Annotated in this window: 26 protein-coding genes; 9 read left to right on the top strand and 17 right to left on the bottom strand. The window is 63.5% G+C overall.

The genetic code is table 11. The annotated features are described in order from the left end of the window. The first annotated feature begins 38 nt into the window (after nt 1-38). The 4 genes from SU48_RS06075 to SU48_RS06060 are packed head-to-tail and all read left to right on the top strand — an operon-like array spanning nt 39 to nt 1,949. The gene (locus SU48_RS06075; protein ID WP_064015882.1) at nt 39-338 is read left to right on the top strand and encodes a PadR family transcriptional regulator; all 300 of its coding nucleotides are present in this window, start codon (nt 39-41) and stop codon (nt 336-338) included. Then, nucleotides 335-913: a hypothetical protein gene (locus tag SU48_RS06070; RefSeq protein ID WP_064014469.1), complete on the top strand. Its 579-nt coding sequence runs from the start codon at nt 335-337 to the stop codon at nt 911-913. The genes SU48_RS06075 and SU48_RS06070 overlap by 4 nt, the downstream gene beginning before the upstream one ends. Beyond that, nucleotides 910-1,401, top strand: a complete 492-nt coding sequence (locus SU48_RS06065; RefSeq protein ID WP_157451094.1) for a hypothetical protein — start codon at nt 910-912, stop codon at nt 1,399-1,401. The genes SU48_RS06070 and SU48_RS06065 overlap by 4 nt, the downstream gene beginning before the upstream one ends. Then, the gene (locus SU48_RS06060) at nt 1,398-1,949 is read left to right on the top strand and encodes a hypothetical protein (protein ID WP_064014467.1); all 552 of its coding nucleotides are present in this window, start codon (nt 1,398-1,400) and stop codon (nt 1,947-1,949) included. Before SU48_RS06065 ends, SU48_RS06060 begins: the two co-directional genes overlap by 4 nt. Before the next feature lie 25 nt (nt 1,950-1,974). Here the strand turns inward: SU48_RS06060 and SU48_RS06055 are convergent, their stop codons facing one another. From SU48_RS06055 to SU48_RS06045, 3 genes are all read right to left on the bottom strand, one after another. Next, on the bottom strand, nt 1,975-2,862 hold the full coding sequence (locus SU48_RS06055) for an L-serine ammonia-lyase, iron-sulfur-dependent, subunit beta (protein WP_064015881.1): 888 nt from the start codon (nt 2,860-2,862) through the stop codon (nt 1,975-1,977). A 145-nt stretch (nt 2,863-3,007) separates the two neighbouring features. Continuing rightward, nucleotides 3,008-3,673: an L-serine ammonia-lyase, iron-sulfur-dependent subunit beta gene (gene sdaAB / locus SU48_RS06050; RefSeq protein WP_064014466.1), complete on the bottom strand. Its 666-nt coding sequence runs from the start codon at nt 3,671-3,673 to the stop codon at nt 3,008-3,010. Nucleotides 3,674-3,859: 186 nt separating this feature from the next. Next, nucleotides 3,860-4,639, bottom strand: coding sequence for a WecB/TagA/CpsF family glycosyltransferase (locus tag SU48_RS06045; RefSeq protein ID WP_064014465.1), 780 nt, complete (start codon nt 4,637-4,639; stop codon nt 3,860-3,862). A 115-nt stretch (nt 4,640-4,754) separates the two neighbouring features. Here SU48_RS06045 and SU48_RS06040 point away from each other — a divergent pair, with 115 nt between their 5' ends. Together SU48_RS06040 and bshC are read left to right on the top strand one after the other, a co-directional pair. After that, entirely contained in the window at nt 4,755-5,429 is a 675-nt protein-coding gene (locus SU48_RS06040; protein ID WP_064014464.1) for a Crp/Fnr family transcriptional regulator, read from the top strand. A gap of 266 nt (nt 5,430-5,695) precedes the next feature. Beyond that, nucleotides 5,696-7,252, top strand: a complete 1,557-nt coding sequence (gene bshC, locus SU48_RS06035; protein WP_064014463.1) for a bacillithiol biosynthesis cysteine-adding enzyme BshC — start codon at nt 5,696-5,698, stop codon at nt 7,250-7,252. Nucleotides 7,253-7,428: 176 nt separating this feature from the next. Here the strand turns inward: bshC and SU48_RS06030 are convergent, their stop codons facing one another. The 13 genes from SU48_RS06030 to SU48_RS05975 all read right to left on the bottom strand — a co-directional run bounded on the left by SU48_RS06030 (nt 7,429) and on the right by SU48_RS05975 (nt 17,409). Further along, nucleotides 7,429-8,223, bottom strand: coding sequence for a substrate-binding periplasmic protein (locus tag SU48_RS06030; protein ID WP_082869692.1), 795 nt, complete (start codon nt 8,221-8,223; stop codon nt 7,429-7,431). Between the two features lie 423 nt (nt 8,224-8,646). Continuing rightward, nucleotides 8,647-9,033 carry a transposase family protein gene (locus SU48_RS06025; protein ID WP_331710206.1) on the bottom strand — a complete coding sequence of 129 codons (387 nt, stop codon included), beginning with the start codon at nt 9,031-9,033 and terminating at the stop codon, nt 8,647-8,649. An 8-nt stretch (nt 9,034-9,041) separates the two neighbouring features. Further along, nucleotides 9,042-9,485, bottom strand: a complete 444-nt coding sequence (locus SU48_RS06020) for a transposase family protein (RefSeq protein ID WP_231881655.1) — start codon at nt 9,483-9,485, stop codon at nt 9,042-9,044. Between the two features lie 149 nt (nt 9,486-9,634). Next, nucleotides 9,635-9,919, bottom strand: a complete 285-nt coding sequence (locus SU48_RS14465) for a phosphatase domain-containing protein (protein ID WP_407919267.1) — start codon at nt 9,917-9,919, stop codon at nt 9,635-9,637. Beyond that, a complete protein-coding gene (locus SU48_RS14355; RefSeq protein WP_157451050.1) occupies nt 9,843-10,502 on the bottom strand; it encodes an IS630 family transposase in 660 nt (219 codons plus the stop codon). The genes SU48_RS14465 and SU48_RS14355 overlap by 77 nt, the downstream gene beginning before the upstream one ends. After that, nucleotides 10,406-10,918, bottom strand: coding sequence for a winged helix-turn-helix domain-containing protein (locus tag SU48_RS06010; RefSeq protein WP_064013755.1), 513 nt, complete (start codon nt 10,916-10,918; stop codon nt 10,406-10,408). Before SU48_RS06010 ends, SU48_RS14355 begins: the two co-directional genes overlap by 97 nt. Nucleotides 10,919-10,920: 2 nt before the next feature. After that, nucleotides 10,921-11,304, bottom strand: a complete 384-nt coding sequence (locus tag SU48_RS06005) for a protein-tyrosine phosphatase family protein (protein ID WP_197474689.1) — start codon at nt 11,302-11,304, stop codon at nt 10,921-10,923. 2 nt (nt 11,305-11,306) lie between these two features. Then, nucleotides 11,307-12,314 carry a porphobilinogen synthase gene (gene hemB / locus SU48_RS06000; RefSeq protein WP_064014461.1) on the bottom strand — a complete coding sequence of 336 codons (1,008 nt, stop codon included), beginning with the start codon at nt 12,312-12,314 and terminating at the stop codon, nt 11,307-11,309. 63 nt (nt 12,315-12,377) lie between these two features. After that, nucleotides 12,378-13,034 (bottom strand): NUDIX hydrolase, encoded by a 657-nt coding sequence (locus tag SU48_RS05995; RefSeq protein ID WP_064014460.1) that lies wholly within the window; start codon nt 13,032-13,034, stop codon nt 12,378-12,380. Nucleotides 13,035-13,101: 67 nt separating this feature from the next. After that, nucleotides 13,102-13,701 (bottom strand): helix-turn-helix domain-containing protein, encoded by a 600-nt coding sequence (locus SU48_RS05990; RefSeq protein WP_064014459.1) that lies wholly within the window; start codon nt 13,699-13,701, stop codon nt 13,102-13,104. Further along, a complete protein-coding gene (locus tag SU48_RS05985; RefSeq protein WP_064014458.1) occupies nt 13,698-13,910 on the bottom strand; it encodes a hypothetical protein in 213 nt (70 codons plus the stop codon). Before SU48_RS05985 ends, SU48_RS05990 begins: the two co-directional genes overlap by 4 nt. A 30-nt stretch (nt 13,911-13,940) precedes the next feature. Next, complete coding sequence (locus SU48_RS05980) at nt 13,941-14,330, bottom strand: DUF3208 domain-containing protein (protein WP_064014457.1); 390 nt, start codon at nt 14,328-14,330, stop codon at nt 13,941-13,943. Nucleotides 14,331-14,367: 37 nt separating this feature from the next. Then, the gene (locus SU48_RS05975; RefSeq protein ID WP_064014456.1) at nt 14,368-17,409 is read right to left on the bottom strand and encodes a tetratricopeptide repeat protein; all 3,042 of its coding nucleotides are present in this window, start codon (nt 17,407-17,409) and stop codon (nt 14,368-14,370) included. A 255-nt stretch (nt 17,410-17,664) separates the two neighbouring features. Between SU48_RS05975 and SU48_RS05970 the strand changes: the two genes are divergently transcribed. Beyond that, nucleotides 17,665-18,390, top strand: a complete 726-nt coding sequence (locus SU48_RS05970) for a tetratricopeptide repeat protein (protein ID WP_064014455.1) — start codon at nt 17,665-17,667, stop codon at nt 18,388-18,390. A 195-nt stretch (nt 18,391-18,585) separates the two neighbouring features. On the opposite strand, the gene SU48_RS05965 is transcribed toward SU48_RS05970, so the two are convergent. Then, nucleotides 18,586-19,533 (bottom strand): diacylglycerol/lipid kinase family protein, encoded by a 948-nt coding sequence (locus SU48_RS05965; protein WP_064014454.1) that lies wholly within the window; start codon nt 19,531-19,533, stop codon nt 18,586-18,588. Between the two features lie 119 nt (nt 19,534-19,652). On the opposite strand from SU48_RS05965, the gene SU48_RS05960 reads away from it, so the two are divergent. Both SU48_RS05960 and SU48_RS05955 read left to right on the top strand, forming a co-directional pair. Further along, nucleotides 19,653-20,189 carry a VIT1/CCC1 transporter family protein gene (locus SU48_RS05960; RefSeq protein WP_064014453.1) on the top strand — a complete coding sequence of 179 codons (537 nt, stop codon included), beginning with the start codon at nt 19,653-19,655 and terminating at the stop codon, nt 20,187-20,189. 106 nt (nt 20,190-20,295) lie between these two features. Then, entirely contained in the window at nt 20,296-22,059 is a 1,764-nt protein-coding gene (locus tag SU48_RS05955) for a cyanophycinase (protein ID WP_064014452.1), read from the top strand. Nucleotides 22,060-22,067: the final 8 nt, after the last annotated feature.

The raw sequence follows: 22,067 nt of genomic DNA, 5'->3' as shown, positions 1-22,067 counted from the left end.
CCCCTTGACTTTAAACTCTACATATGTTGATATATGGCATGCCCCGATCTCCCAACTCCAGCCCGCACACCCGCGCCGTCCTGCGAACGCTGCTGCACACGCACCCAGCGTCCATGCACGGCTACGACCTCAGCAAAGCCACCGACCTGAAAAGTGGCACGCTGTATCCGATCCTGAAACGGCTGCACGAGCAGGGCCACCTGAACGCCGAGTGGGAAGCCTCGCCGCATCCCGGCAAACCGCCCCGGCACATCTACACCCTCACCGCCAGCGGCATAACCCTTGCGCGGGAGAAGCCGGAGCAGGCGGCGGGGGCCATGAAGGGGGCGCTGATATGAATGGCGAGGACTGGACAACAGGCATCGAACATGAAGCGCAGAGTGTGAATGATCCCGTCTGGGCGGCACAAGCCCGGCAACTGGCTCGGCGGCAACGCTTCTGGGCATCGGCAGGCCGCGTCGCGCTGGCAGTCCTCGTGGTGGAAGCCGTACTGTTGCTCCTCAATGCGTTAACCGTGCAACAAGGTCTCAGCGCCATGCAAAGCCGCCCTTGGTTTACCACCGAAGTGGCGTGGTCGGTGTTTAGCGGTTTAGTGATGGTAATTGCCTTTTTGTGCGTCGGCGTCATTCTGGGTCTGTCCCGGGTCAGCCCTCGTCTCAGCGTCCCTCTAGCTGTGGCTTTTCCACTGTTTCAGATCATCAACGGTGCGCTCGTTCCCCGTCCCGGCAAACCCTTTCCCGGCTCGCCATTGGAAGCCGCAGACCTCTATCCCCGCCCTAGCTGGACTGATCTTGGCCCTTGGATGGCCCATCCTTGGTTCTGGATTCAAGTAGTAATCATCAGCCTCAGTATCTGGGCGGGCATTCGTCTGGTGACCCGTTGGCGGGCCACAAGGACGCTGGCCCTCGCATGACCCCTCTACCCGCTCGCCAAGACTGGGAACAGGCCATGCACAACGAGGCCGATGCTGCCCCAGATGTGGAATGGGCCGAGCAGACCCAGCGGGCCGCCGAGCGCCTGCGGATTCTAGGCGGCTTCGGGCAAAGTGCGGCGGCGTTTGCGGCATTGGCCGCCGTGCAAGTGCTGGGCGTTCAATTTTTGGCAGGCACGCCCCCAGATTGGCTGTGGCAAACGGTCATGGTTCTGACTGCGCCTCTGGCCTTCATCCTCACTTGGCGCGGCCTTGATCCCATGCCCGTCGGTTCGGCGGCCATTGTGTACTTTCCCGCTGCCGAAGCCACCCGCGCCGTGCTGCACGCGCTGATGCCACAGCAAGAGCTAGGTTCGTCGGGGCTGGAAACAATGAGCGCCGCCGTTATTTTAGTTCTTGCCCTATGCGGGGCCTCGTTCGCGTTCAACCTGCGAACCTCTCCTGCTAAGCCCAAAGGAAGGTTGACATGAAGCCCAAAGATTGGAAGGACGCCATGCACAACGAAGCCGAAGCTGTGAGTGATACGGGGTGGGCGCACGAGACGAACCAGGCGGCGCGGTTGTTTGGCTGGCGGGATCATGTGCCGGGATTTTTGGTGGCGCTAGTGTGTTCTCTAACTCTATCTATGACATCCAATCTATTTTATTCAACTCCAACTGGAGAGGACTGGTTGGAAACTTCTCTAGCCTTTCGAGTTCCGATCTATCTTATTTTCGCCTCCATTCTATTGATCTCAACTGGAATATTTTTAGGCCGCCTCAAATTCTCTCCGAGGGCTGTTGGTTCAGGCTTCATCCTTCTGCCGCTAATTGATAGTGGTATCAATATAATCGCATCGTTCATTACCTTAAGCAGCAGCCAAGGCTTCAGGACAAATCTATTTGATTTCGCCGCTTCAGTGCAAATCAGCTCAGGCATGCAATTTTGGATCGCTCTAATGATGGTAGGTTGCGCCGCCCTCACCTACGCCGGAGCTGTCCTCGGCCAACGCTCAAGCCGCCGCGCCCGCACCGCTTAGCCTTGTTTCCACTCAACCCTCTCCCCTACGCCATCGGGAGTTCGATCATGCCGCCACCCTCGTCAGGTTGGCGGCCTTCCATTCGGGCGGTCACGGCCAGTCCGGTGGGCGTCTGGGCCAAGCCACCTTCCGCCGTTTCGCGCAGTTGGGCGGGCATCATGCGGCCAACTTGGGCCATTGCGCCCAGCACCTCATCGGGCGGAATGAAGGATTCCAGTTGCGCCAACGCCAACTGCGCCGCACTGACGGCGTGAACGGCAAAAAAGGCATTCCGGCTCACGCACGGCACTTCTACGTAGCCGCCCACCGGGTCGCACACGAGACCGATGGTATTCATCAGAGCGAGGCTGGCCGCCTGAATGCAGGCGCGGGGACTGCCGCCCAAGAGTTCGGTGACTGCCGCCGCTGCCATCGCCGCGCTAGAGCCGATTTCGGCCTGACACCCGCCCGCCGCGCCCGAAATGAACATGCGTTTGCTGATGGCCTTGCCCACGCCCGCCGCCAAAATCATCGGGTCTACCAGCCGCTCATCGGGAATGCCCAAATGATCGGCCACGCCCAGCAGCGCACCGGGAATGGTTCCGGCACTTCCGGCGGTGGGGGCGGCCACGATGCGGCCCATGCGGGCGTTTTCCTCGTTCACGGCCATCGCGTAAGCCTGCACCCGGCGAATCAGGGGGGCATTCAGGGCGTCGGGCGCGTCCCACAGACCCTTGGCATTCCAGCCCACCATGCCCGTAATGCTTTTGGCGTCGCTACTTAGCCCCCGCTCGATGCTGGCCCGCATTTCTCCAATCCGCCGCGCCATTTCCGCACGAATATCAGCCGGGTCAAGCCCCGTTTCCTCGCAGTCTTGGGCCAGCACCCAGCCGGAAGCGGGGGCCGGGGCGTTCATCAGGTCGGTGAGGGTCAACATTTTGGGGAACTCCTTCGGAGAGTAAGTGGGAAGGGGTGAGTGGTCAGTGGGTCGGGGTGAGATAAGTGGAGATCAGGGCGAACCAAGCAAGCAGGAGGCTGATTTTTATGCTTTTGACCTTCCCACTCAGCACTCACCGCTTTTATCCATCCATCAATTTCGGCAGCATTCGCGTCCAAGCCATTCCTGCCCATGCCCGCACAAAATTCAGGGCAGGTTCACTGAGAGGCTGATCGAGTTCGATAGCTAAGAGTGCGTCCCCGCCGCGTTTTTCACGGGCGCAGGTGAGGGCGGCGATGTTGGCTCCATCGGCAGCGAGGGTGGTAGCAACGCGGGCAATCACGCCGATGGTGTCTACGTAGCGCAGCAGGAGCGTGGGCTGAGAAGCATCGAAATCCACCCGGAAGCCCTGCACGTTGCCCACCCGGATGATGCCGCCGCCCGTGCTGCTGCCGATCACGGTTACGCTCCCGGTGTCGCCCTTCAGGTCTATCTGGGCCGTATTGGGATGCACGTCGCCCAAATCCACGTCATGAAACTCGGCCTTCAGCTCCGCTTTCTCGGCCTCGGCAAAGGCGTCGGGCAGGCGAGAATCGTCGGGCAAATAGCCCAGCAGACCCGCCACCAACGCCAAGTGCGTACCATGCCCACGACCCGTTTTGGCAAAGCTGGCGTGCAGGCCGATGCTGGCGGTGCGCGGTGCTTCACCCAACAGGTGGTGCGCCACCAAGCCCAGGCGGCACGCGCCAGCGGTATGGCTGCTGCTCGGCCCGATCATCACGGGGCCGATCATGTCAAGGAGGGACATACGGGCAGTATAGGCAACTTGGGGCGCGGCTGTCCGTGAGGTGGGGACGGGGAGAGGGCGGTCTAAGGGTCAAAGGGATGGGCAGTGCTATTTCCGGTAGGAGGGGTGGTCAAAGCAGCGTTGAGGACAGCCCTTGTCTTACAGCAAACCGTTGGACGCTCTTCGCGCTCTCCCCCACCCAGCGCATCACCGTCCCAACCGCTTCTTTTCCGCCCGCACCAGCGTCACGAATTGGGCCAACCGGGGCGCACGGTTCCAGCGTTTGCGGTCTCCCACCACGCGCCAGATCCATTCCACGCCCATTCGGCGCGTCCAAGCCGGGGCCAAGTCAGCGGTTCCGGCCAGCACATCTATCACACCGCCGCAGCCGATCAGCACAGGCGCGTTCAGCACTTGCCGCCAGTACTGGTTGAAGGTTTCTTGCCGCCCGCCGCCCATCGCCGTCAGGACTAGGTGGGCGTTGCTGGCCCCCACCAAGTCGGCCACACGCTGGTCTTCGGGCAAGTCGAAATAGCCGTGATGCACGCCTGCCACCGTAATCCCGTAGTCGCGGGCGGCGTTCTGGGCGGCTACCTCTGCCACACCGGGTTTTGCACCAAGGAAAAACACCCGCAAGTCGGCCCCGTGCCGCTTCATCAGCCCCGCTACGATGTCGAAACCGGGCGCACGCGGCACTTCTAACCCGTGCAGTTGGCGGGCGGCGTACACGATGCCCACGCCGTCTGCCGTGACCAAATCGGCCACTTGCACGGCATTGGCAAATTCCGGGTGGCTGCGCGACTGCACGATCAGTTCGGGATTCAGCGTGACCACCGTGTGCGGGGCGCGGGACTGCGTGAACATCCAGCCGCCCAACAAGTCTAGGGTGGCGTCCAGAGAAATCACGTCCAGCGGCAACCCAAACAGTTCCAGACGTGCGGAATCTGCGGGGGGCGCGGGGGGGTGGGCGGGGCGGGCGTTGGTCATGCTGGGCCGATTGTAAGGGGCGGGGGCCAGTTTGGGCCATACAGTGCGCCGCCCCCTATCCCCCGCCCAGATACCCCCGGCAACTTCCGGCCCCGCTTGCGTCATACTGCGGGGCATGTTGCCCGGTGTTTTTGGAGTTTTGCCCGCAGACGCTCAGGCGCAGATGGTGGCCGCAGGACGGGTGGGGCGCTGGGCGCGGGGCGGGTTGCTGTTTCATCCCGAAGACCCCGCCGAAACGCTGCACCTGCTGACGCGCGGCACGGTCAGGCTGTACCGCCTCGGCTCCGGCGCACGCGAAGTCACGCTGGACGTGCACGGCGCGGGCGCACTGCTCGGAGCCTCCACTCTGCTGCATAACGAACGCTACGGCGTGTATGCCGAGGCTATGGACGACACCGAAACCCTGATGATCGGCCAAGAAACCCTCTCGCGCCTGACCCGCACCTATCCGCCTGTAGGCGTGGCCCTCACCGAACAGGTGACCCGCCAGACGAGGGGCGTGCAGGAACGCTTGGCCGGACTGGTGTTTTTGGAAGTGTCGCAGCGGTTGGCGCTCGCCCTCCTGAACCTGGCCGAACGCGAAGGCCCGTGGCCTGAAGGCGGCACGCTGGCGCTGCGGGAGCGCGTGTCTCACCAGGATTTGGCCCATGTGGTGGGCAGCACCCGCGAAACGATTACCAAGCTGCTGGGAGACTTCCGCACACGCGGACTGCTGGACTTGGGCTACCGCCGCATTATTTTGACCGACAGAACAGGCTTGCAGCAGGCCACGCGGGAGCCGTTGCGTTAGGCCACGTCAAGGATTCCAAAATGAAGAATTCAGGCTCTTCACTTCGCTCCGTGGATAGATTCTGCTTCCTCACGTCAACGCCGCTCCCTTACACCCTGACCTAACACAAATCAAGCTCCTGCCGTTGTTGCTTTAAGTTTTGCGGTGCTTTACCGTGCAGGGGTTGACCTGATACCGCCGCGTGTGGTGCCGGGTCTAAATTCAAGACTTTTCCGTCTGGCACGCACCACACAGGCCCGAACGGTGAAAAAGAAGAGGCAGAGCGGATGGCGGCAGACTTGGCAACAGCTTACCGGGCAGGCGAATTGGCAGACTTTATCCGGCTGCGGGGGGGGGATACGGCGGCGGCACTGGCAGAGGCGCGGCCTGAGCTAGACCGTGCGGCACTGGCGTCGGCGCTGCGGGCCTATCACCAAGATTTAGGCACGCTGGACGCCCACGCGGAGGCGGCCCTAATGCACTTGGCGCACCCGGCTTCCCGCGTGGTGGTCACAGGGCAGCAAGCCGGACTGCTGACCGGGCCAGCCTACAGCGTGCATAAGGGCGCAGACGCGGCACTCTTGGCCCGCGAGTTGCACACCGAAGCCGTGCCTGTGGTGGCGGTGTACTGGATCGCCAGCCAAGACCACGACGCGGCAGAAGTGGCGTCTACGACGCTGCTGGATCACTCCGAATACCTGCATCGCCTGACGTTGGATGTGCCGGAAGGCGTGCCCGTAGGCCGGATTGCGTGGCGGGCCGAATGGACAGCGCAGGTGATGGCCCTGCTGGATGCCTTCGACGCGCCGCAAGAATATGTGGCCGCCGTGCGGGGCAGAATCGGGCGGGCCATTGCTGCTGGCGGCAGTTACGCCGATGTCTTTGCCCGCCTGATTCATGGGCTGCTCGCCCCCGCTGGCCTGCTGGTGCTTGATCCCCTTCATCCCGCGTTGGCCCGCCTGATGGCCCCCACGCTGGCACAGGAGTTGGAGCGCCCGCTGGAAAGCTCGGCCCGCATAGAGGCCGCCGCCGCCGCGCTGGAACGCCGAGGCTTTGTGCCGCAGTTGCGCCGCCCAGCCGGGGCCACCAATCTGTTTATCGAGGAAGATGACGGCCAACGCCGCCTCCTGAAGCTGGAAGGTAAAACCTTCTCTACCGACACCCGCAGCTATTCCAAAGCCGACTTGCTGGCCGTACTGGACGCCGATCCGTCGCGCCTGACGCCCGCTGCTGGCCTACGCCCCACAGTGCAGGACGCGCTGCTGCCCACTGCCGCCTTTGTCGTCGGCCCCGGCGAAATCGCGTATGGGGCACAACTAAAAGATGTGTATCCGCTGCATGGGCTTCAGCAACCGCTGCTGTGGCCCCGCCTGAGCGTGACGTGGTTGGAACCCAATGTGGCGCGGCTGCTGCGCCGTCTGAACGCCCCTGCCGCGCAGGTGCAGGCTGACCCGGAAGGCGTGTTGGGCCGCTCTTTGGCCTTAGAGCGCCAAGCCGGGGCCGTCACCGCCGAACGCCTCAGCGCCTTAGACGCCGATCTGCACGCCTTAGCCGCCGAAATCGCGGCCCTCGATCCCACACTGGAGGGAGCCGCTGAACGCACCCGCACCCGCACCACCGCCCGGATTGCCCACCTGCAAACGCTGGCGACCCGCGCCCTAGCACGCCAAGAAAATGACCGCAGCGGCCAACTCACCCGCCTCAAAGCACATCTGCTGCCCAACGGGACGCCGCAGGAACGCGAAATGAATTTCTTGACCTATTTGCTGAAGCACGGCGAAACCCCGCTGAAGCTGCTGCTGGAGCGGCCTGCGGGGTGGCGTGGGGAAGTGGAGATTCCGTAAGAAGGGCGGTGGCAAGCCACAAAATTCAAGTCAAGTTGCCTTCTACGCATTCCGTATGGTGGCCGCACAGCCGCAACTGCACCACTTATCCATCCACACCGCATCAGTCCGGACGTGTTTTCACTCGCTCCGCTCCGATTAAAAGTCGTACTCTTGGTTTTCAATCGGAATACGTATTACTGCGTGCAACGCACATCCTGAGTGAAATATTTTTTGCTCAGGGTGGCGTAAACGCCGTTGCTTTGAAGCTTGTTCAGTGCCTTATTGATGGCAGCCGTGACCTCTTTTTTAGGATCAGTACTGACGACAACATACATAGGCTGGCTCCACAAGAGAGGACTGACCTGCAACTTTTCAGGGCCGACTTTTTTGTACATTTTGAGAGCATCGAATCGGTCTAAAAGCACGACATCCACCGAACCCAACAAAAAACCCAACAGGCCTTCGTCGGCAGAGGGAAACACGTTGACTTTCTTTGGGAAAGGAAGGTTGCGGATATAGTTGAAATAGGGGTGATCTGTAGTCATGGCAATGCTTTTTCCTTGAAGGCCCGCCTGTGTGCTGGGGCCACCGGGACGGGCGAACAACACGCCCCCGGTGCAGCCTAGCGGCGCACTCTGATCAATGTCACTGATAACTTGTGGCAACCGTGCATCAAACACCGCATCGAAGGTTCCGGCACCCAAATCTTTAAGCAACACATCTTGCGTTGCCACTTTCTTCCATGTCACAGACTTGACCTTCATCTCTTTCCCAATCAAAGACATGAGTTCCACAGCAAAACCCGTGATTTTTCCGCTCTCTGAGGTGATTAGACCCGGAGTATTGGTGGAAAACCCAAGCTTCAATGTGCCACTGCTCTGAATCTTGCTGAGGCTGGCGGCCTCTACCTGACCCGAACACGTAACAGCAAAGCAGAGCAGGCCAAAGGATACAAACGACGATACGCGGTGTAAACGGGCTGAATGCATGGCAAATCCTCCTTGACTCGGCTGCGACTTCTGTGAAATATGAGATTAATCATTGAGTCCGAGGTCTGTGTTAGTTACTCGCTCATATCTGCCAAGCAATATGATGAACAGGTTAAAGATTCGAGACCGTCTAGGAAGAAGAGGAGAGCATTGTGGAGGATGGTACGGAGGCGACAGATTCGCCCTAAGCTTGCAATGGACTCGTGGCCATTAGTGAAGCATAGGTGTCCTTCGATGTCTATCCCCCCTCCCCTACGCCCATGCCCAGAGGTATATTCTCCCCGACCATCTCCCAGAAGCCGTATCAACGTGCGAGTCAAAAAAGAGCCGACGAAAATCTATCCTCGTCGGCCCAAAGTAGATTGAAGTAGTCGTCGAGAGAGTTGTTCGCCTTGACCGAAGTCAATAGACCTCTTGCGAAAGTCAGGCGGGACGTGCGCGGGTCAGGTTGCAGAGCGCAGCGATCAGCTGAACTCGAAGGGCAAACCGACGCCGCCGATGGCGATAGATGCCCTTCAGGACACGAAAGATTTTCATCCGGCGAATGACATGCTCAATGCCCTGCCGGGTATAGGCGAGCACGCGGTTTTCTTGGCGCTGATCCGCGGATAGGGGCGACGCACGCGTCGCCTTATGGGTGGTGATGGCCTGCCCGTGGCTCCGCCAGAGTCCCTGGTACCCGGCATCCCCGATCAGGGCGGTATCGTTGGGCAGTCGCACGCCCGACTGACGGAACAGTTTCAGGTCATGAACGGCCCCCGCGCTCGTGGCGGTGCCCAGAATGCGCTGAGTCACGGTGCAGATCAGCAGCTGAAATTTCAGGGTATGGCGTTTTTTCTTGCCGCTGTACCAGCGGCGCTGTTTTTTTTGGGCCGTTCACACGGCACTTCAGAAGCATCGACGGCGACGATGCTGTAGACGAGCTGCGCTTCCTGAAATACGCGTTTCCTGGGCATCTGGAACCGCGCACTGCCAATCAAGGCCGCTTCCACGCGTTCCACCGTGCGGTGCACGGTGGTTTCATGCACGCCCCAGTCGTCACCCAGGTGTGCGAAGGTACGGTACTCACGCCAGAATTCCAGCGTCATCAGGAGTTGTTCAGCCACGCTGAGCGCGGCTGGGCGGCCAGATTTCTTTTTCCGTTCTTCCCGTTGTGCAAGCACCGTTTCCATCTCGGCAAAGGTTTCCGGGTAAACCCCGGTGCGTCGACGAAACTGCTTGCGATTCATCTTCAGCGTGCGTGTCAGACGGTCTCGCTCCACGCTGCCAGTTTAGACCACCACTTTCGCAAGAGGTCTAATGAATCTCAACAAGTAGTTGGGGGAATGGAAGCGTCAGAGGTCTTCTAGCTGACACTAGACCTCGGACAATTCCTTTAACAACCCTCTTTCATGCAGTCGGTTGCGGCGGGCTATGCTCCGAATGCCTCTACAAACCGTTCCTGCACCGCCGTCTCAATCGCGTGGCGGCTCCTCGTGGCCCGTACCAGCGCAATAGCTTCCCTCGGCGGCATTCCGCCCTGCACCACCAGGCACGCGGCCACCAGTCCGGCCCGGCCCAATCCGCCCCGGCAATGCACGACAACGCTGCGGCCATCCAGCAGGTAATACGAATTCCGATTAATTCTGACACAAAGGCCACCAGTGGAAGAGGGTGTGTTGGGTGATGAGGTCAGGTTGGGTTTCGAGCCACGCACACTGCTCTCCGAGCACAGTTTCCAAAGCGGCGAGGTTTTGCGGACAGGTGTTGGCGATGGTGGCATCGGTGAGGTGCCAGACGCGTTCGACAGGTTGGAGTTCTGGCGAGTACGGTGGTAGGCGCACAATCTCGATGCCTGGGGGATGTCCCTGCAGGGCAGGGACATGGAAGCCACCGTTGTCTTCCACCACCACGACATGATGATCTTGGCCCGCCCCCACACTCTGAGCAAAGGCGGCCATGACCAGCCCATAGGCCTGCTGATTGAGCGTTGGCATGATCCAGAAGCGACTTTCGCCGGTCTCTGGGTTGACAAAGGCGTACACATAGAGCCATTCGTAACGGGGGTGCACCGGGCAAATGAACGGCTGCCCGGTGGGTGCCCACGCGGTGCGAAGGATGGGCTGGAGGCCCAAACGATGTTCGTCCATCGCCCACAGCGAGACCCGAGGATGGAGACGCTCCGCACGGCGGAGCGCCTCCCCTAGCTCTTTGTTGTAAACGCTTCTTTCGCTGCCGGATCGCCTTTGACATGCTGTGGGCGGGGTTTTTGTGGGGAAAACCCTGCGGCACGCATAAATTCATAGGTGCGACCCAAATACACCTCTTTGCCAAACTGCTCTTTGATCCACTCTTGAACCCGCTTGCCTTCCCACACCACGCCCTGCTCGAAATCGGCGTGCAGCTGAGCCGCAAGTGCTTGTTGCTCTTCGGCAGTCAAGACGCGTGGCGCACCCCGGTTGTCCCGCCGTCCATCTGACAAGCCCTTCAGACCCAAGCGGTGGTATCGGTCAATCACGTAGCGAGCCGAGCGCACTCCATATTGGGTGATGTCCATGACATCACCTTCACTTCGACCTTCCGCCAGCAGCGCGAAGAATTGCGCCCGTCGTCGCTCCACCGCACAAGTACTCACGCGGTAAATCGCCCAGAATTCGTCAGCCTGATGCTGAAACTTCACCGGAGAATAGAACTTGTTGATCTCCCAGTCTGGCATCTTTATTCGGAGTCCGTATAAGTCATCAATTCGTCGATGTAGGCGGCAAAGCCAGCGCGGTCTGTGGGCGCTTGCTGATCCTCGATGGGACAGGCGGCGATCAGGATGCTGCGGGCTTCGGCTTCGGCGTGGTAGCCGTCCATCCCTAGCATGTCAAATTCAAAATCCTCGATCAGCGGGGCCAAGACCTGCACGCCGTCACGGGCCAGCGTGTGCATGTCTTCGGCCACGTCGCGGGCGTGTACAACTCCATTTTGGTAGATGCTGCCGCCTTTTTTACCCGGCGCAAAAGTCAGGCCGAGGCGTCCGGGCCAGATTCCGGTAGAAATCCAGTCCACACGAATCGGGTCGTTGATGCTGTTCTGCTCTTTGGTGGCCTGAATCATGCTTATTCTCCCGCCAGCCAACGGGCGGCGTCCAGTGCGTGATAGGTGATGATGGCGTCGGCCCCGGCGCGGCGCATTCCGGTCAGGGTTTCGAGCACGGTGCGGCGTTCGTCCATAAAGCCCAGTTGGGCAGCGGCCTTGATCAGCGCGTATTCGCCGCTGACATTATAGGTGACCAGAGGGAGATCAAAGTTGTCGCGCAAGAGCTTAATGACATCGAGGTACGCCAGCGCGGGCTTGACCATCAGGTAATCCGCGCCCTGAGCCACGTCCAATTTCGCTTCACGCAGCGCCTCGCGGTAGCCGCCCGCCGGATCCATCTGGTAGGTGGCCCGGTCTCCTACGCTGGGTGTGCTGCCCGCCGCCTCCCGGAAGGGGCCATAGTAGGCGCTGGCGTACTTCACGGCGTAGCTCATAACTGGCACGTGCGAAAAGCCCGCCGCGTCCAGCGCCGCCCGAATTGCCCCCACTTGGCCGTCCATCATGGCACTGGGAGCCACCACATCGGCCCCCGCCCGCGCCTGAGACACCGCCGTTTGAGCCAACAATTCCAGCGAGGGATCGTTGTCTACCGTCCATTCGCCGCCCTGAATCTCGCACAGCGGGCCGCAGTGTCCGTGATCGGTGTATTCGCACAGGCAGGTATCGGCAATGACGGTCAAGGCAGGATGAGCCGACTTGATGGCCCGCGCCGCCCGCTGAATGATGCCCTCATCGGCATACGCTTGCGTGCCCAGCGCGTCTTTGTGGGCCGGAATGCCGAACAGGATGACCGAGCGAATGCCCAATGCCAACGCTTCTCCCGCCTGAGCGACGGCGCTCTCTAGGCTGTGGCGGCTCACACCGGGCATGGTGGTAATGGGCGTATCAAAAGCTTCCTCATGCACGAACATGGGGTGGATCAGGTGCGCCGGGGCCAGCGTAATTTCACGGGTCAGTGCCCGCAACGCCGGAGTGCGCCGCAGTCGGCGGGGGCGGTCTGTGGGAATGGGGAGGGTGGAATCAGGCATGGGACTAGGCTAGCGCGGGGCAACGGGACAAACAGGGCAAAAGTGCAGTGTGGCGCTTCACGATCAGGATGAAGACAAGAGTTCCAGCAGCGGCCCACGCAACGGCTCCAGCGACGGCTGCTGCCCGCTCAGGATAACCGAAACTGCGCCCCACATGGCCTGCAAGTGCGTGACCTGCTGCGTAGACTGGGTGTGCTGGGCGTCGGCTCTGGCCGCCCGGAACCACTCCAAAAACGGCACCACCCTGACCCAGACTTCTTCGTTTGGATCGAGATTTTGCGGCCCGACGTACTGGGCGTCTAGGCCCAAAAACGAGTGGACGCGGTTGGTGATCGTGCCTGTGCTGACAAAGCTGGACGACACCGGAATCAGCGTGGCGCAGCCGTATCCCGTTTCTTCCAACAATTCGCGGCGGGCGGCTTCGGCGGGGGCGGCAGCTTCGCCCATCTCGCTGTTCCCGCTGGGCAAACCGGACAGCACCAGACCTACGGCATGCCGGTATTCCTCGGTCAGCACGACTTCCAACTGGGGCGTCAGCGCCAGCACATTCACCCAGTCCAAGGCCTCTATGACGTGGTAGGTGGGCACGACGACTCCGGCGGGCGTCAGGCATTGGTCGGTACGGATTTTCAGAAAGCGGTCTTGGTACATCACGGTAGAGCGCGTAACTTCCCAAGGCTGAGGGGCGGCAGGATCGGCCAGAACTGGTCTATCGGTCATTCCCCGCAGTCTAACCGCTCAGCCACCCCCAAAACCTCACCGCCCCAGCACCTTAGACCCTAGACGTTTAGACCCTTAGACCGTCCCACCCCAACCGCTCCGCCGCTCCCAACGCCGCTGCTTCGCCCCACACCACCGCAGCTACGGCCAACGCCGCATACATCGCCGGGAATCCGCCCGGAGTGGTGGTCAGGTGGGCATCGGTCACAACCTCACCAGGGCGCACCTCGGCAGGGGAAAAGCCCCACAACAGATCAGTCAGGTCGGCGGGGCCACCCAGAACGCGGCCCTGCAACGTGCCTGCCTCGCCCGCCAACAGAAGGCCGCTGCCACTGGCTCCGGTGGGCAACCCGGCATGGGCCGCCAAAAAGCCGCGCAGCAACGGATCGCGGGCGGCTTTGGCAGCTCCGGGGCCACCGGGAAGCAGCAGGGCGGCGGGTTCGGGCAGGGCGGCGTACATCACATGCGGCGTGCTGACCAATCCCCCGGCAGTCAGAATGCTGACGCGCGAGCGGTGCAGTGTACGGGTCGCGCCTTCGCCCCCGCACAGGCGGCACACAGCCACCATGATCCCCAATTCCAATTCGCTGACGCCCGCGTACACGGGGATGGCGACAACGGGGCCTTCCACATTGGTTTCAAGACCTACCGAGTCGGGTTCGGTCATGTCTGAACAGACGATGGCAGCGGCAACGCCCGCACCTGATACTCGCGGCGGGCCAGCGGTGGGCCGACTTCACCCAGTTCGATCAAGTGCTGGGCGGCTTCCGGACTGAGGCGCTCCACGCGGGTCAGGTACACCAGCAAGGTTTCAGGGCTGTCAAAGCGGCGCGGGTGTCGGTCACCTTCCGCCAACAGATCAAGCCAAGCGATCATAGGCAACCCCTCACGTCACAGCTCCCGGCATCACAGCTCCCGCAGGTCTTCCCAGAGTTGCCAGCCCACCCCTTCCGGCGTGCCGTCCAGCAGGGGATTCAGCGCCTGACTGGCCGCCTCGGCGTCACCGTGCAGGGCCTCGTTGCTGGGGCGGTCATCGTAGACGCGCAACACCGTGAACTGGTAAAAGGTCTGGGCCGCTGTCGGCTCGCCGTTTTCAAAAAAGGCGAAGGGCGGCGACACCATGTCCCACAGCACATGGGCGTCGTCCTCGTCGGCAGCGCCCGGAGACTTGGGCAGGTCTAGCTCGCGGGGTAGGTAGTGCTCCAGATCTACGTCGGCGCTCTGAGGATGCCAGACGTACCCTTGCAGCAGTCGGATGGCGGCGCGGCCTCCGGCCTGCGAATCGGTGATGCTCACGCCCCCAGCATACCCGATAACCCCGCCCTCTGAATTCTTAATCCTGAAGCCCCGTCTCAGATTCCAAGACCCACAGGCGGTCACGGACGCGCAGGGCGTCGACGCGGGCCAAGCGGGCCGCCGGATAGATCCGCTGCAACTCGCCTGCTGCACCGGGATGATGGGCTTCCAGAGCGCGGCCCGCCTCGCGCCAGACGCCTGCCCGGAAGGGATGTAGGGCGGGGTCTTGCAGGGCCGTTCGCAACCACAACAGCGCCCCCGCCCCTTCCCCGATGGTGGCCCGGACTTCCAGCGCCAGCAGTTGCGCGGCCAACCCCGGATCGGCGGCATGTGTATCAGAGAGAGGGTCAGAACCGCCCACCCCCAACGCCACCCGGCGCAGCATGGTATGGGCGCGGTTGATGTCGGCCAGCGCCGAACCTGTTCGATCGGCCCGCAAGTGCGCCTCGGCACGGATGGCATGGGCCTGAGCCGCCGCGTAAGCATGATCGGTCATGGCGAGGGCACGCTCGGCAAAGTGCAAGGCGGGGGCCGGGGCGGGATCAGCCAGCGCCCGCGTCAGCAGCATGTCGAAGGTCAAGACCTGTTCACGGTCAGGTTGAGAAGAATCGACAGCAGGACGCAGCAGCCTGTCCAGCAAAGTGCGTGCCTGAGCCAAATCGGGGTGATCGCGGCGCGGGCCGCAGAACGGATAGAGATACGGGAGCCCGATGCCCCGCGTCAGGTACGCCAGCGCGAGGCGGTATTGGGTGCGGCGCAGGCGGTATTCGGCCTCGGCTTGGCGGGAACCCGACACAGTCAGCACGCCCGACAACAGGCCAAGGGCGGCGGCAGCCTGGGCCAACGCTTCATCGGGGCGGCCCAGCGCCAGCAGAATCGGCAAGCCTTCGGAGAGCAGGCGGGCGCGGGGCAGGGCGTCTTCACGGGGGCGGCTGTCCTGGGGCCGTGTTTCTTGGGGAGAAACAGGGGAAGAAATCAGCCCCAGCGCCCGCCCCAGCAACGTCAGACCCTCTTGCGGATGCCCCAGCCTGCGCTGCGCGGTGGCGGCGCGGGCCAGCACGCGGGCGGTTTCTTCAGCGCTTCCGCCCGCACGGGGCAGGCGTTCGGCGGCGTCCTCAAGGGCGCGCAGGGCAGCGGCAGGTTGGCCCAGTCTCAGGCGCAAGTCGCCCTCTTGGTAGCGGGCGCGGGCCGACAGCAGCGGGCTGGAAGGCGGCACACTTTGCAGGGCGCTCAAGGCTTCGGGCCAGTGCCCCGCGTCTTTGGCGATGAGCCCACGCCACAGCGCCGCACGCGGGCCGCCCTGCGCGGTGCGGGGATCGCCAGCAGCGCGGGTGGCGGCCTCCAAGTCTCCGCTCCAGCGGGCCAACGCCGCCTGCACCAACAGCGCATCGGCCTGCGCCGCCACCGTCCACGATGAGGCGGGCCAAGATGCAGAAGACTCCGAGAGCAGATGGGTCAGGTCGGGGTGGGCCAGTTGCCCGCGTGCGGCTTCAAAGTTTCCAGCGTCCACACTGCTTTCAGCCAGCTTGACCCGTGCCCATGCCCGCACCGGATCGCGCGGGGATTCCAGCAGGGTAAACAGCGCGTCGCGGGCGCGTGGATCGCCGTATTCGCCCCGTCCGGCATGGTGCGTCGCCAGCGCACGGGCGAGGATTTCCAGCGCTTCTGCCGAAGCCCCTGACTTGTCCCTGCTGCCCCGAATGGCGGCCCACAGCGGCGGCAAATGGCGGGCGTCGTCGGGGCGGCGGCTGATCTGTGCGGCGAGGGCGGGCCAGTCTTGCAGCAGGGTCAGGGCGGCGAGGGAGAAGCCAGAGAGTTCAGGAGCAGTTTCCTGCTCATGTCCCTCGAACACAGCTACCAGACGGCGGGCAGCGGCCTGAGCTTCAGCGGCGGGAACCAGTGGCAGAGCGGCCAGCAGCACGTCGGCAGGTGTCCAGCCCAGCGCAGGGGAACCGGACAACAGGGCGCGGGCATGGGCGGGTAGGGCGGCGGGCGGGGAACCGAGGGCGGCACAGAGGGCGGCGTCGGGAACCGCGTCAGGCAACGCCACCACCGACAGGCCTGCCAGAGCCGCTGCCAGAGCGCGAATATCAGGATCGGCCAGCAGCCGCGCCGCGCCGCTTTCGCCCTGTCCGGCCTCGCCCCGGCCCACGCTCGCCAACAGGGTCAGGCGGTCTAGGTTGCGGCCTGTTTCGCGCACCAAAGCGTCGGCGGCGGCGCGGCCAATGCCGAGGCGGGCCATCAGGTAAGCGCGGGCCTCGGCGGGCGTGGGAGGATGCAGCTCTATCAGTTCGGCCCCGCCAGCGGGCCAGTGCGCCTCCACTCCTGCGGCGTCCTCTAGGGCCAGTACCACCGCCAACCCAGCCGGAGCGCGGCGCAGCAGATGTTCGGTGGCCCACACCGCCGCCGAAACGGGCGTGCCGTCGGGCAGGCGGGGCGGCTCTGCGGCCCAGTTCAGATCGGTTGTGACGCGGGCCAGCAATACGCCCTCTCGTCCCACTAAGGCAGCGCGGGCGGCTTCGGCCTGAGCCGCCGCCAACGCCGCAAAAGAGCGGCCAGCAGCGGGGGGCGCGGGCCATTGGGCAGCCACATCGCCCGCCAGCGAGAGCCGCAGCACGGGCACCCCTTCAGCAGTCAGCGCCAACGCCAGATGATCCAGCAGCACCGTTTTGCCCGCGCCGCGCCGCCCGGTCACGATCATTCGGGGCATTCTTCCGGCCCGCACCCCGGCCAGAAACTGCTTGTAGGCCCGCTTTTTGCTGCGGCCCAACAGTTCCAGTTCATCGGGCAGGCGGGCGGGGGCGGCGGGCAGAGAAACGGTGGGCGGCGGGCGGCCTGCTTCCCGCGCCAAGTCGGTCAGGATGGCGACCAGCGCGGTTTTATCGGCGGGCGTGCCAATATCGCGGTACACGATGTTCCGCACCGACGCCGGATTCGCGCCGCGTGCCCGCATTTCTGCCTCCAGCCAGCGCAGGCTGCCGCGTACTGCTCCCGCAGCAGCCTGCGCGGGGGGCAAATGGGCACGCACATCGGCCAGAATGCCGCGCCAGTCCAGCACTCCAGCGTCAGGCCCGCCCATACCCGCCCGCATAGGAGGGAGAACGGCGGAGGCAGTCCAGAGACGACGAAATCAAGGTGGCCTGAGCCTACCACCTCGGCCCTCATTCGTTGCACCCGGTTCATAACTATCCGCGCAGACCGTTCCTGACGCGCCCATCAGACGTTCGGAGTCCGGATGTGTATACTCGGTGCAGCTTTTCAACTTGCTCTAGCTCCGGCGGTCATCCTCTGTCTGCCCGGCTGGACTCACCCCAACTTCCCCGGAGGAACCACCATGCGCCTAGCTCTCACGAACCGCCCCCTGCTGACCCTCGCCCTGACCCTGACCGCCATTTCGGGCGTGGCCCACGCGCAGTCCCAGCAAGCCGCCAAAGCCCTGTACGACTCCGGCAAATGGCAGGAAGCTGCCACCGCCGCCGCTTCCCTGAACACCAGCAACGGCTTTGCGCTGGCCGCCGAAGCCACAACGGGCGGAGCAGCCCTGAGTGCCGACAACGCCAAAAAGGCCCTGTTCGAAAAGGCCCAGAACTACGCCAGACAGGCCATCAAGCTTGACCCCAACAACGCCGAAGCCTACTTTGAACTCGCCCGCGCTCAGGGCCGTTTGGCGCAGTACAGCGGCGTGTTCCAGAGCCTGCCCCTCGGTCAGGACATGAAGAAAAATCTGGATCAGGCCGCCAAGCTGAATCCCAAACTCGCAGGCGTGTACGTCGCGTTGGGCCTGTGGCACGCCAACTTGGATGTCGGCGGCCTGAAGGGAGTGGCCGGACGCGCCATCGGCGGCAGCAAGGCGCAGATTTCGCCCAACTTCGAGAAGGCCATCGCCCTCGAACCGAACGTGGCCGTTCACCGCATCGAATTTGCCAACGCCCTGCTGAGTCAGGGCAACAAGGCCGCCGCCGCCGCGCAACTGGAAAAAGCCGTCAGCATCGAAGCCGATACCTTCTGGCAGAAGCGTGATCTGGACGCCGCCAAGGCCAAACTTGCGACGCTGAAGTAAGGCACTTCAGAACGTGGATCGTCGATCGTGGGTGAGCTGGTTCCACGTTCCACGATCCACGTTCGCTGTCTCGTCTTTTCCGGCGCACAGTCAGTGGGCCTGAGAAATCGGCAAGCATTCGGATTGTGGATCGTAGATCGTGGTTGGGCTGTTTCCACGTTCTACGATCCACATTCGCTCTTCCCTGTCTCCCCTCTACCCGTTCAGCAACGTCACCACCCCTCCCAGCACCCGCACCTGAATTTCCGTTACCTCGCCCGACAGGTCTCCGTCGAGGTGCAGATGGGTGGGCGCGGCCCAGCGGATGGTCACGGCCTGCCCGGTGGCGTGGTACACGCGGGGCTGGCCCAGATGCGTGCCGCGCAGCACCCGGCCCATCAGGCCCAGCAGTTGCGGGCGGGTCACAGGGCCGCTGGCGAGGGCGTTCAGTTGGCCGTCGTGGGCGTCGGACTGCGGGCTGATGAGGAAGCCGCCGCCGTAGCGCGTGCCGTTCATGACCGCCGACAGGCAACTGGGGCCGGAATAGACCGTCTGGCCGTCTACGGTCAGCGTCAGTTCGGTGAGCTGAAGGTCGCGCAGGGCGGCCAATGCACCCCACAAGTAGCGCCCGAATCCGGTCAGGCGGGCGGGGGCGCGGAGCATGGTGGCGGCCACCTGTGCATCGAAACCCATGCCGAGGCCGTTCAGCAGCAGCCGGGGAAGGCCCGCGCCTGCGCCTTCGGTCACGGTGGCTTCCAGCGCGTCTACCCGGCGCGGCGTGTAGCTCAGGCGGTCTAGGGCTTCCCCGAACTGGCCCGGTTTCAGGCCTAACATTCCGGCGTAGTCGTTGCCACTGCCCAGCGGCACAATCGCCAGAGGCCGCGCCCCACTCCCGATCAGCGCGGGCAGCAGTGCGCCCACCGTGCCGTCACCGCCGACCGCCAACACCGCCACATCAGGCGGGAGCGCCTGCACGCGGGCCAGAGCGTCGGCCCCCGATCCCGCCGAAATCAGCTGGAAGTCAAAGCGGCGGGCCTGCAACTCGCCTTCCAGCCGGGGCCACTCGCGCGAGGCCAGACCCCGCCCCGCATGTGGGTTGAGTATCACCGCGTATCTGCGCTGGGCGGGCGGGAAGGAAGGGGGCGGAAAAGGTGCAGAATTCACGGTTGCCTCAGGATACGGCGTGGCCGCGTTCCATGAACCATGTCTATCGGCTAGTTCTCTTGGCTAGTTATATTATCCTAGCTTATTGAGAATTATTCCTATTAAGACTAGAATGACGTATGTCCGACACCCCGTTCCCAAGTCAGCCTGTCGCCCCGCCGCCCACGCCTCCCGCCCACGATCAGGCCTTTATTTTGCAAAAGGTGCAGCCTGCCCTGCTGGGCCTGATGGACGGCAGCGTCAGCACCCTCGCGCCTATTTTTGCCACCGCCGGACTGACCGGAAATCCAATAGACGCCTTCTGGGTGGGCTTTGCTGCCAGCGTGGGTGCGGGCATCAGCATGGGCCTCGCCGAAGCCCTCAGCGACGACGGATTGGTCAGCGGGCGCGGCAAGCCCTTTGCACGCGGCGTCATCACAGGTGCGGCCACCATCTTGGGCGGCATGCTGCACACGCTTCCTTTCCTCATTCCTGACCTGCAAACGGCACTCACGCTGGCCTACGTGGTGGTCATCGTAGAGTTGCTGATCATTGCCCTGATTCGCTGGCGCTATATGCATAGCCCGCTGCGCCAAACCATTTTTCAGGTGATCGTGGGCGGCGCGGTGGTGTTCGGCGTGGGCGTGTGGCTGGGCAAATTGGGGGCGGGGGGATAGGGCTGGCCGTGCCGGAAAGCATCACCTTTAGCTGAACCCGTGTCCCGATCAGCGGCAGAATCCTTGTGTTAGCATCCCCACGAACATCACAATCTTGGGGGAAGCTATGAAGAGTGCCTTGCAGAAACGGACGTTGACTCTGGCCTTCGCTGTGGCCGCCTTGACCTTGGTGGGCGCGTCGCAGGCCGCACGCGGAAGCCTGCTGATCGTGGGAGGCGGCCTCCGAAGCGACAACCTGCCCGTGTACGACGCCTTTATCAAGGCCGCCGGGGGCAAGGACGCCGCCAACGTGGTGATCGTGCCCACTGCCAGCAGCAGCCTCAGCAGCAGCCGACGGTTCAAGGCCGAACTCGAAGCTCTAGGCCTGCCTGCCGCCCGCGTGACCGTGCTGGACATCACCAGCAAAAACGCCGCCGACGCCACCAAATCGCCCGAAATCCTGAACGCTATCGGGGCGGCCAGTGCCGTGTGGATGGTGGGCGGCGACCAGTTGCGCCTGCAAAAAGCCTTTGCCACTGCCGACGGTAGCGACACTCCAGCCCTGAAAGCCATTCGGGACGTGTGGGCGGAACGCGGCGGCGTCATCGGCGGGTCGTCGGCGGGGGCCAGCATCCAGTCGGTGCGGATGCCCTCGGCGTTCGGCATTCCGCTGGACAGCCTCGATTTCGGCGTGGCTCCGCAGGCCGACCAACGCGGCGTGTACGTGTCTCCGGGCTTCGGGCTGTTCTCGGCGGGCATCATCGATCAGCACTTCAATACCTACTCTGGCCGCCACGCCCGCATGGCCGCCTACCTGACCGCTGGCCCCGACAAAATCGGCTTCGGGCTGGATGAAAACACTGCCATGCTGGTGGCCCCGGACGGCATGGTGGACGTGCTGGGCAGCGGCGGCCTGAGCATCATGGACGCCCGCGAAGCCACCCGGCAAGATGGGCCGCTGGGCGTGCGTCTCGGCAATCTGCGCCTGCACTACCTGATGAGCGGTGACCGCCTGAACCCCCAAACACTGGCCGTCACGGTGAATGCCAAAAAGAGCCTGATCAAGCCCGGCGACGAGTACGAGACGACGCCCCGCACCAGCACCGACCTCGCCGGAAACGACGCCTACCGCACCCTGCTGACTTACGGCCTCGTGGACAACACCGCCACCCGGACTTCGGGCCTGTATTTGCGCTACCGCCCCGGCACAGGCTACGGCGCGGGCTACCGCGTGACCCTCAGCAAAGCCGCCGACACGCAAGGACATTACGGCAGTGTCACGGGCGTGGACGCTTACACCGTGCTGAACGCCCGCATGGACGTGGCTCCGGTGGGCCTGAACGGACTGGAACCGGTGGCCCCCCGCGACCTGCGCGGCCATTCCCGCGAAACAGAATTGACGGCTGTGGCTTTCCGTGGGTTGCTGCCGCCGTTGCCCAGCGGTCTGTTCGCTCCTCAGCGCAGCGTCACGCGGGCCGAACTGGCCGCCGCCCTCGCCTTCGCCAGCGGTGCCGGAGAAAAAACCGTGCCCGCCCTCAGCGACGTTCCGGCCACGCACCCCGACGCCGCCGCTATTCGGGTGGCCGCCTCACGTGGCTGGCTGACCGCGCCGGAAGGCCGCTTCGATCCTGACCGCCCCGCCACCCGGCAGGAAACGGCACTGGCCTTGGCCGGAGCCTACGACTTCGTGCAGTTACGTGCCCTGCCCGCCGCCCCCCTGACCGCCACCGACGCCGCCGCTGCCACCTCCGACGCGGCCCGCCAAGCACTAGGCGGGGCTGTGGCCGCCGGACTGCTGGAACTCCGTGCCGGAGCCGCCCGCCCCGCCGCCGACCTGACCCGCGCAGAGTTGGGCACGGCCCTTTACCGGCTGATGGGCTTCAAGTTTTGAGGGCTGTC

This window comes from Deinococcus puniceus, from assembly GCF_001644565.1.
GTDB lineage: Bacteria > Deinococcota > Deinococci > Deinococcales > Deinococcaceae > Deinococcus > Deinococcus puniceus.
Note: the sequence above shows the minus strand (reverse complement) of the source record. Positions and strands in the feature narration are given on the sequence as shown.

What these genes read in the sequence shown, in the direction of transcription:
- SU48_RS06075 (WP_064015882.1), top strand. Translation starts at nt 39, where the DNA reads ATGCCCCGATCTCCCAACTCCAGCCCGCACACCCGCGCCGTCCTGCGA.
- SU48_RS06070 (WP_064014469.1), top strand. Translation starts at nt 335, where the DNA reads ATGAATGGCGAGGACTGGACAACAGGCATCGAACATGAAGCGCAGAGT.
- SU48_RS06065 (WP_157451094.1), top strand. Translation starts at nt 910, where the DNA reads ATGACCCCTCTACCCGCTCGCCAAGACTGGGAACAGGCCATGCACAAC.
- SU48_RS06060 (WP_064014467.1), top strand. Translation starts at nt 1,398, where the DNA reads ATGAAGCCCAAAGATTGGAAGGACGCCATGCACAACGAAGCCGAAGCT.
- sdaAB (WP_064014466.1), bottom strand. Translation starts at nt 3,673, where the DNA reads ATGTCCCTCCTTGACATGATCGGCCCCGTGATGATCGGGCCGAGCAGC.
- SU48_RS06045 (WP_064014465.1), bottom strand. Translation starts at nt 4,639, where the DNA reads ATGACCAACGCCCGCCCCGCCCACCCCCCCGCGCCCCCCGCAGATTCC.
- SU48_RS06040 (WP_064014464.1), top strand. Translation starts at nt 4,755, where the DNA reads ATGTTGCCCGGTGTTTTTGGAGTTTTGCCCGCAGACGCTCAGGCGCAG.
- bshC (WP_064014463.1), top strand. Translation starts at nt 5,696, where the DNA reads ATGGCGGCAGACTTGGCAACAGCTTACCGGGCAGGCGAATTGGCAGAC.
- SU48_RS06030 (WP_082869692.1), bottom strand. Translation starts at nt 8,223, where the DNA reads ATGCATTCAGCCCGTTTACACCGCGTATCGTCGTTTGTATCCTTTGGC.
- SU48_RS06010 (WP_064013755.1), bottom strand. Translation starts at nt 10,918, where the DNA reads ATGCCAGACTGGGAGATCAACAAGTTCTATTCTCCGGTGAAGTTTCAG.
- SU48_RS06005 (WP_197474689.1), bottom strand. Translation starts at nt 11,304, where the DNA reads ATGATTCAGGCCACCAAAGAGCAGAACAGCATCAACGACCCGATTCGT.
- hemB (WP_064014461.1), bottom strand. Translation starts at nt 12,314, where the DNA reads ATGCCTGATTCCACCCTCCCCATTCCCACAGACCGCCCCCGCCGACTG.
- SU48_RS05995 (WP_064014460.1), bottom strand. Translation starts at nt 13,034, where the DNA reads ATGACCGATAGACCAGTTCTGGCCGATCCTGCCGCCCCTCAGCCTTGG.
- SU48_RS05990 (WP_064014459.1), bottom strand. Translation starts at nt 13,701, where the DNA reads ATGACCGAACCCGACTCGGTAGGTCTTGAAACCAATGTGGAAGGCCCC.
- SU48_RS05985 (WP_064014458.1), bottom strand. Translation starts at nt 13,910, where the DNA reads ATGATCGCTTGGCTTGATCTGTTGGCGGAAGGTGACCGACACCCGCGC.
- SU48_RS05975 (WP_064014456.1), bottom strand. Translation starts at nt 17,409, where the DNA reads ATGGGCGGGCCTGACGCTGGAGTGCTGGACTGGCGCGGCATTCTGGCC.
- SU48_RS05970 (WP_064014455.1), top strand. Translation starts at nt 17,665, where the DNA reads ATGCGCCTAGCTCTCACGAACCGCCCCCTGCTGACCCTCGCCCTGACC.
- SU48_RS05960 (WP_064014453.1), top strand. Translation starts at nt 19,653, where the DNA reads ATGTCCGACACCCCGTTCCCAAGTCAGCCTGTCGCCCCGCCGCCCACG.
- SU48_RS05955 (WP_064014452.1), top strand. Translation starts at nt 20,296, where the DNA reads ATGAAGAGTGCCTTGCAGAAACGGACGTTGACTCTGGCCTTCGCTGTG.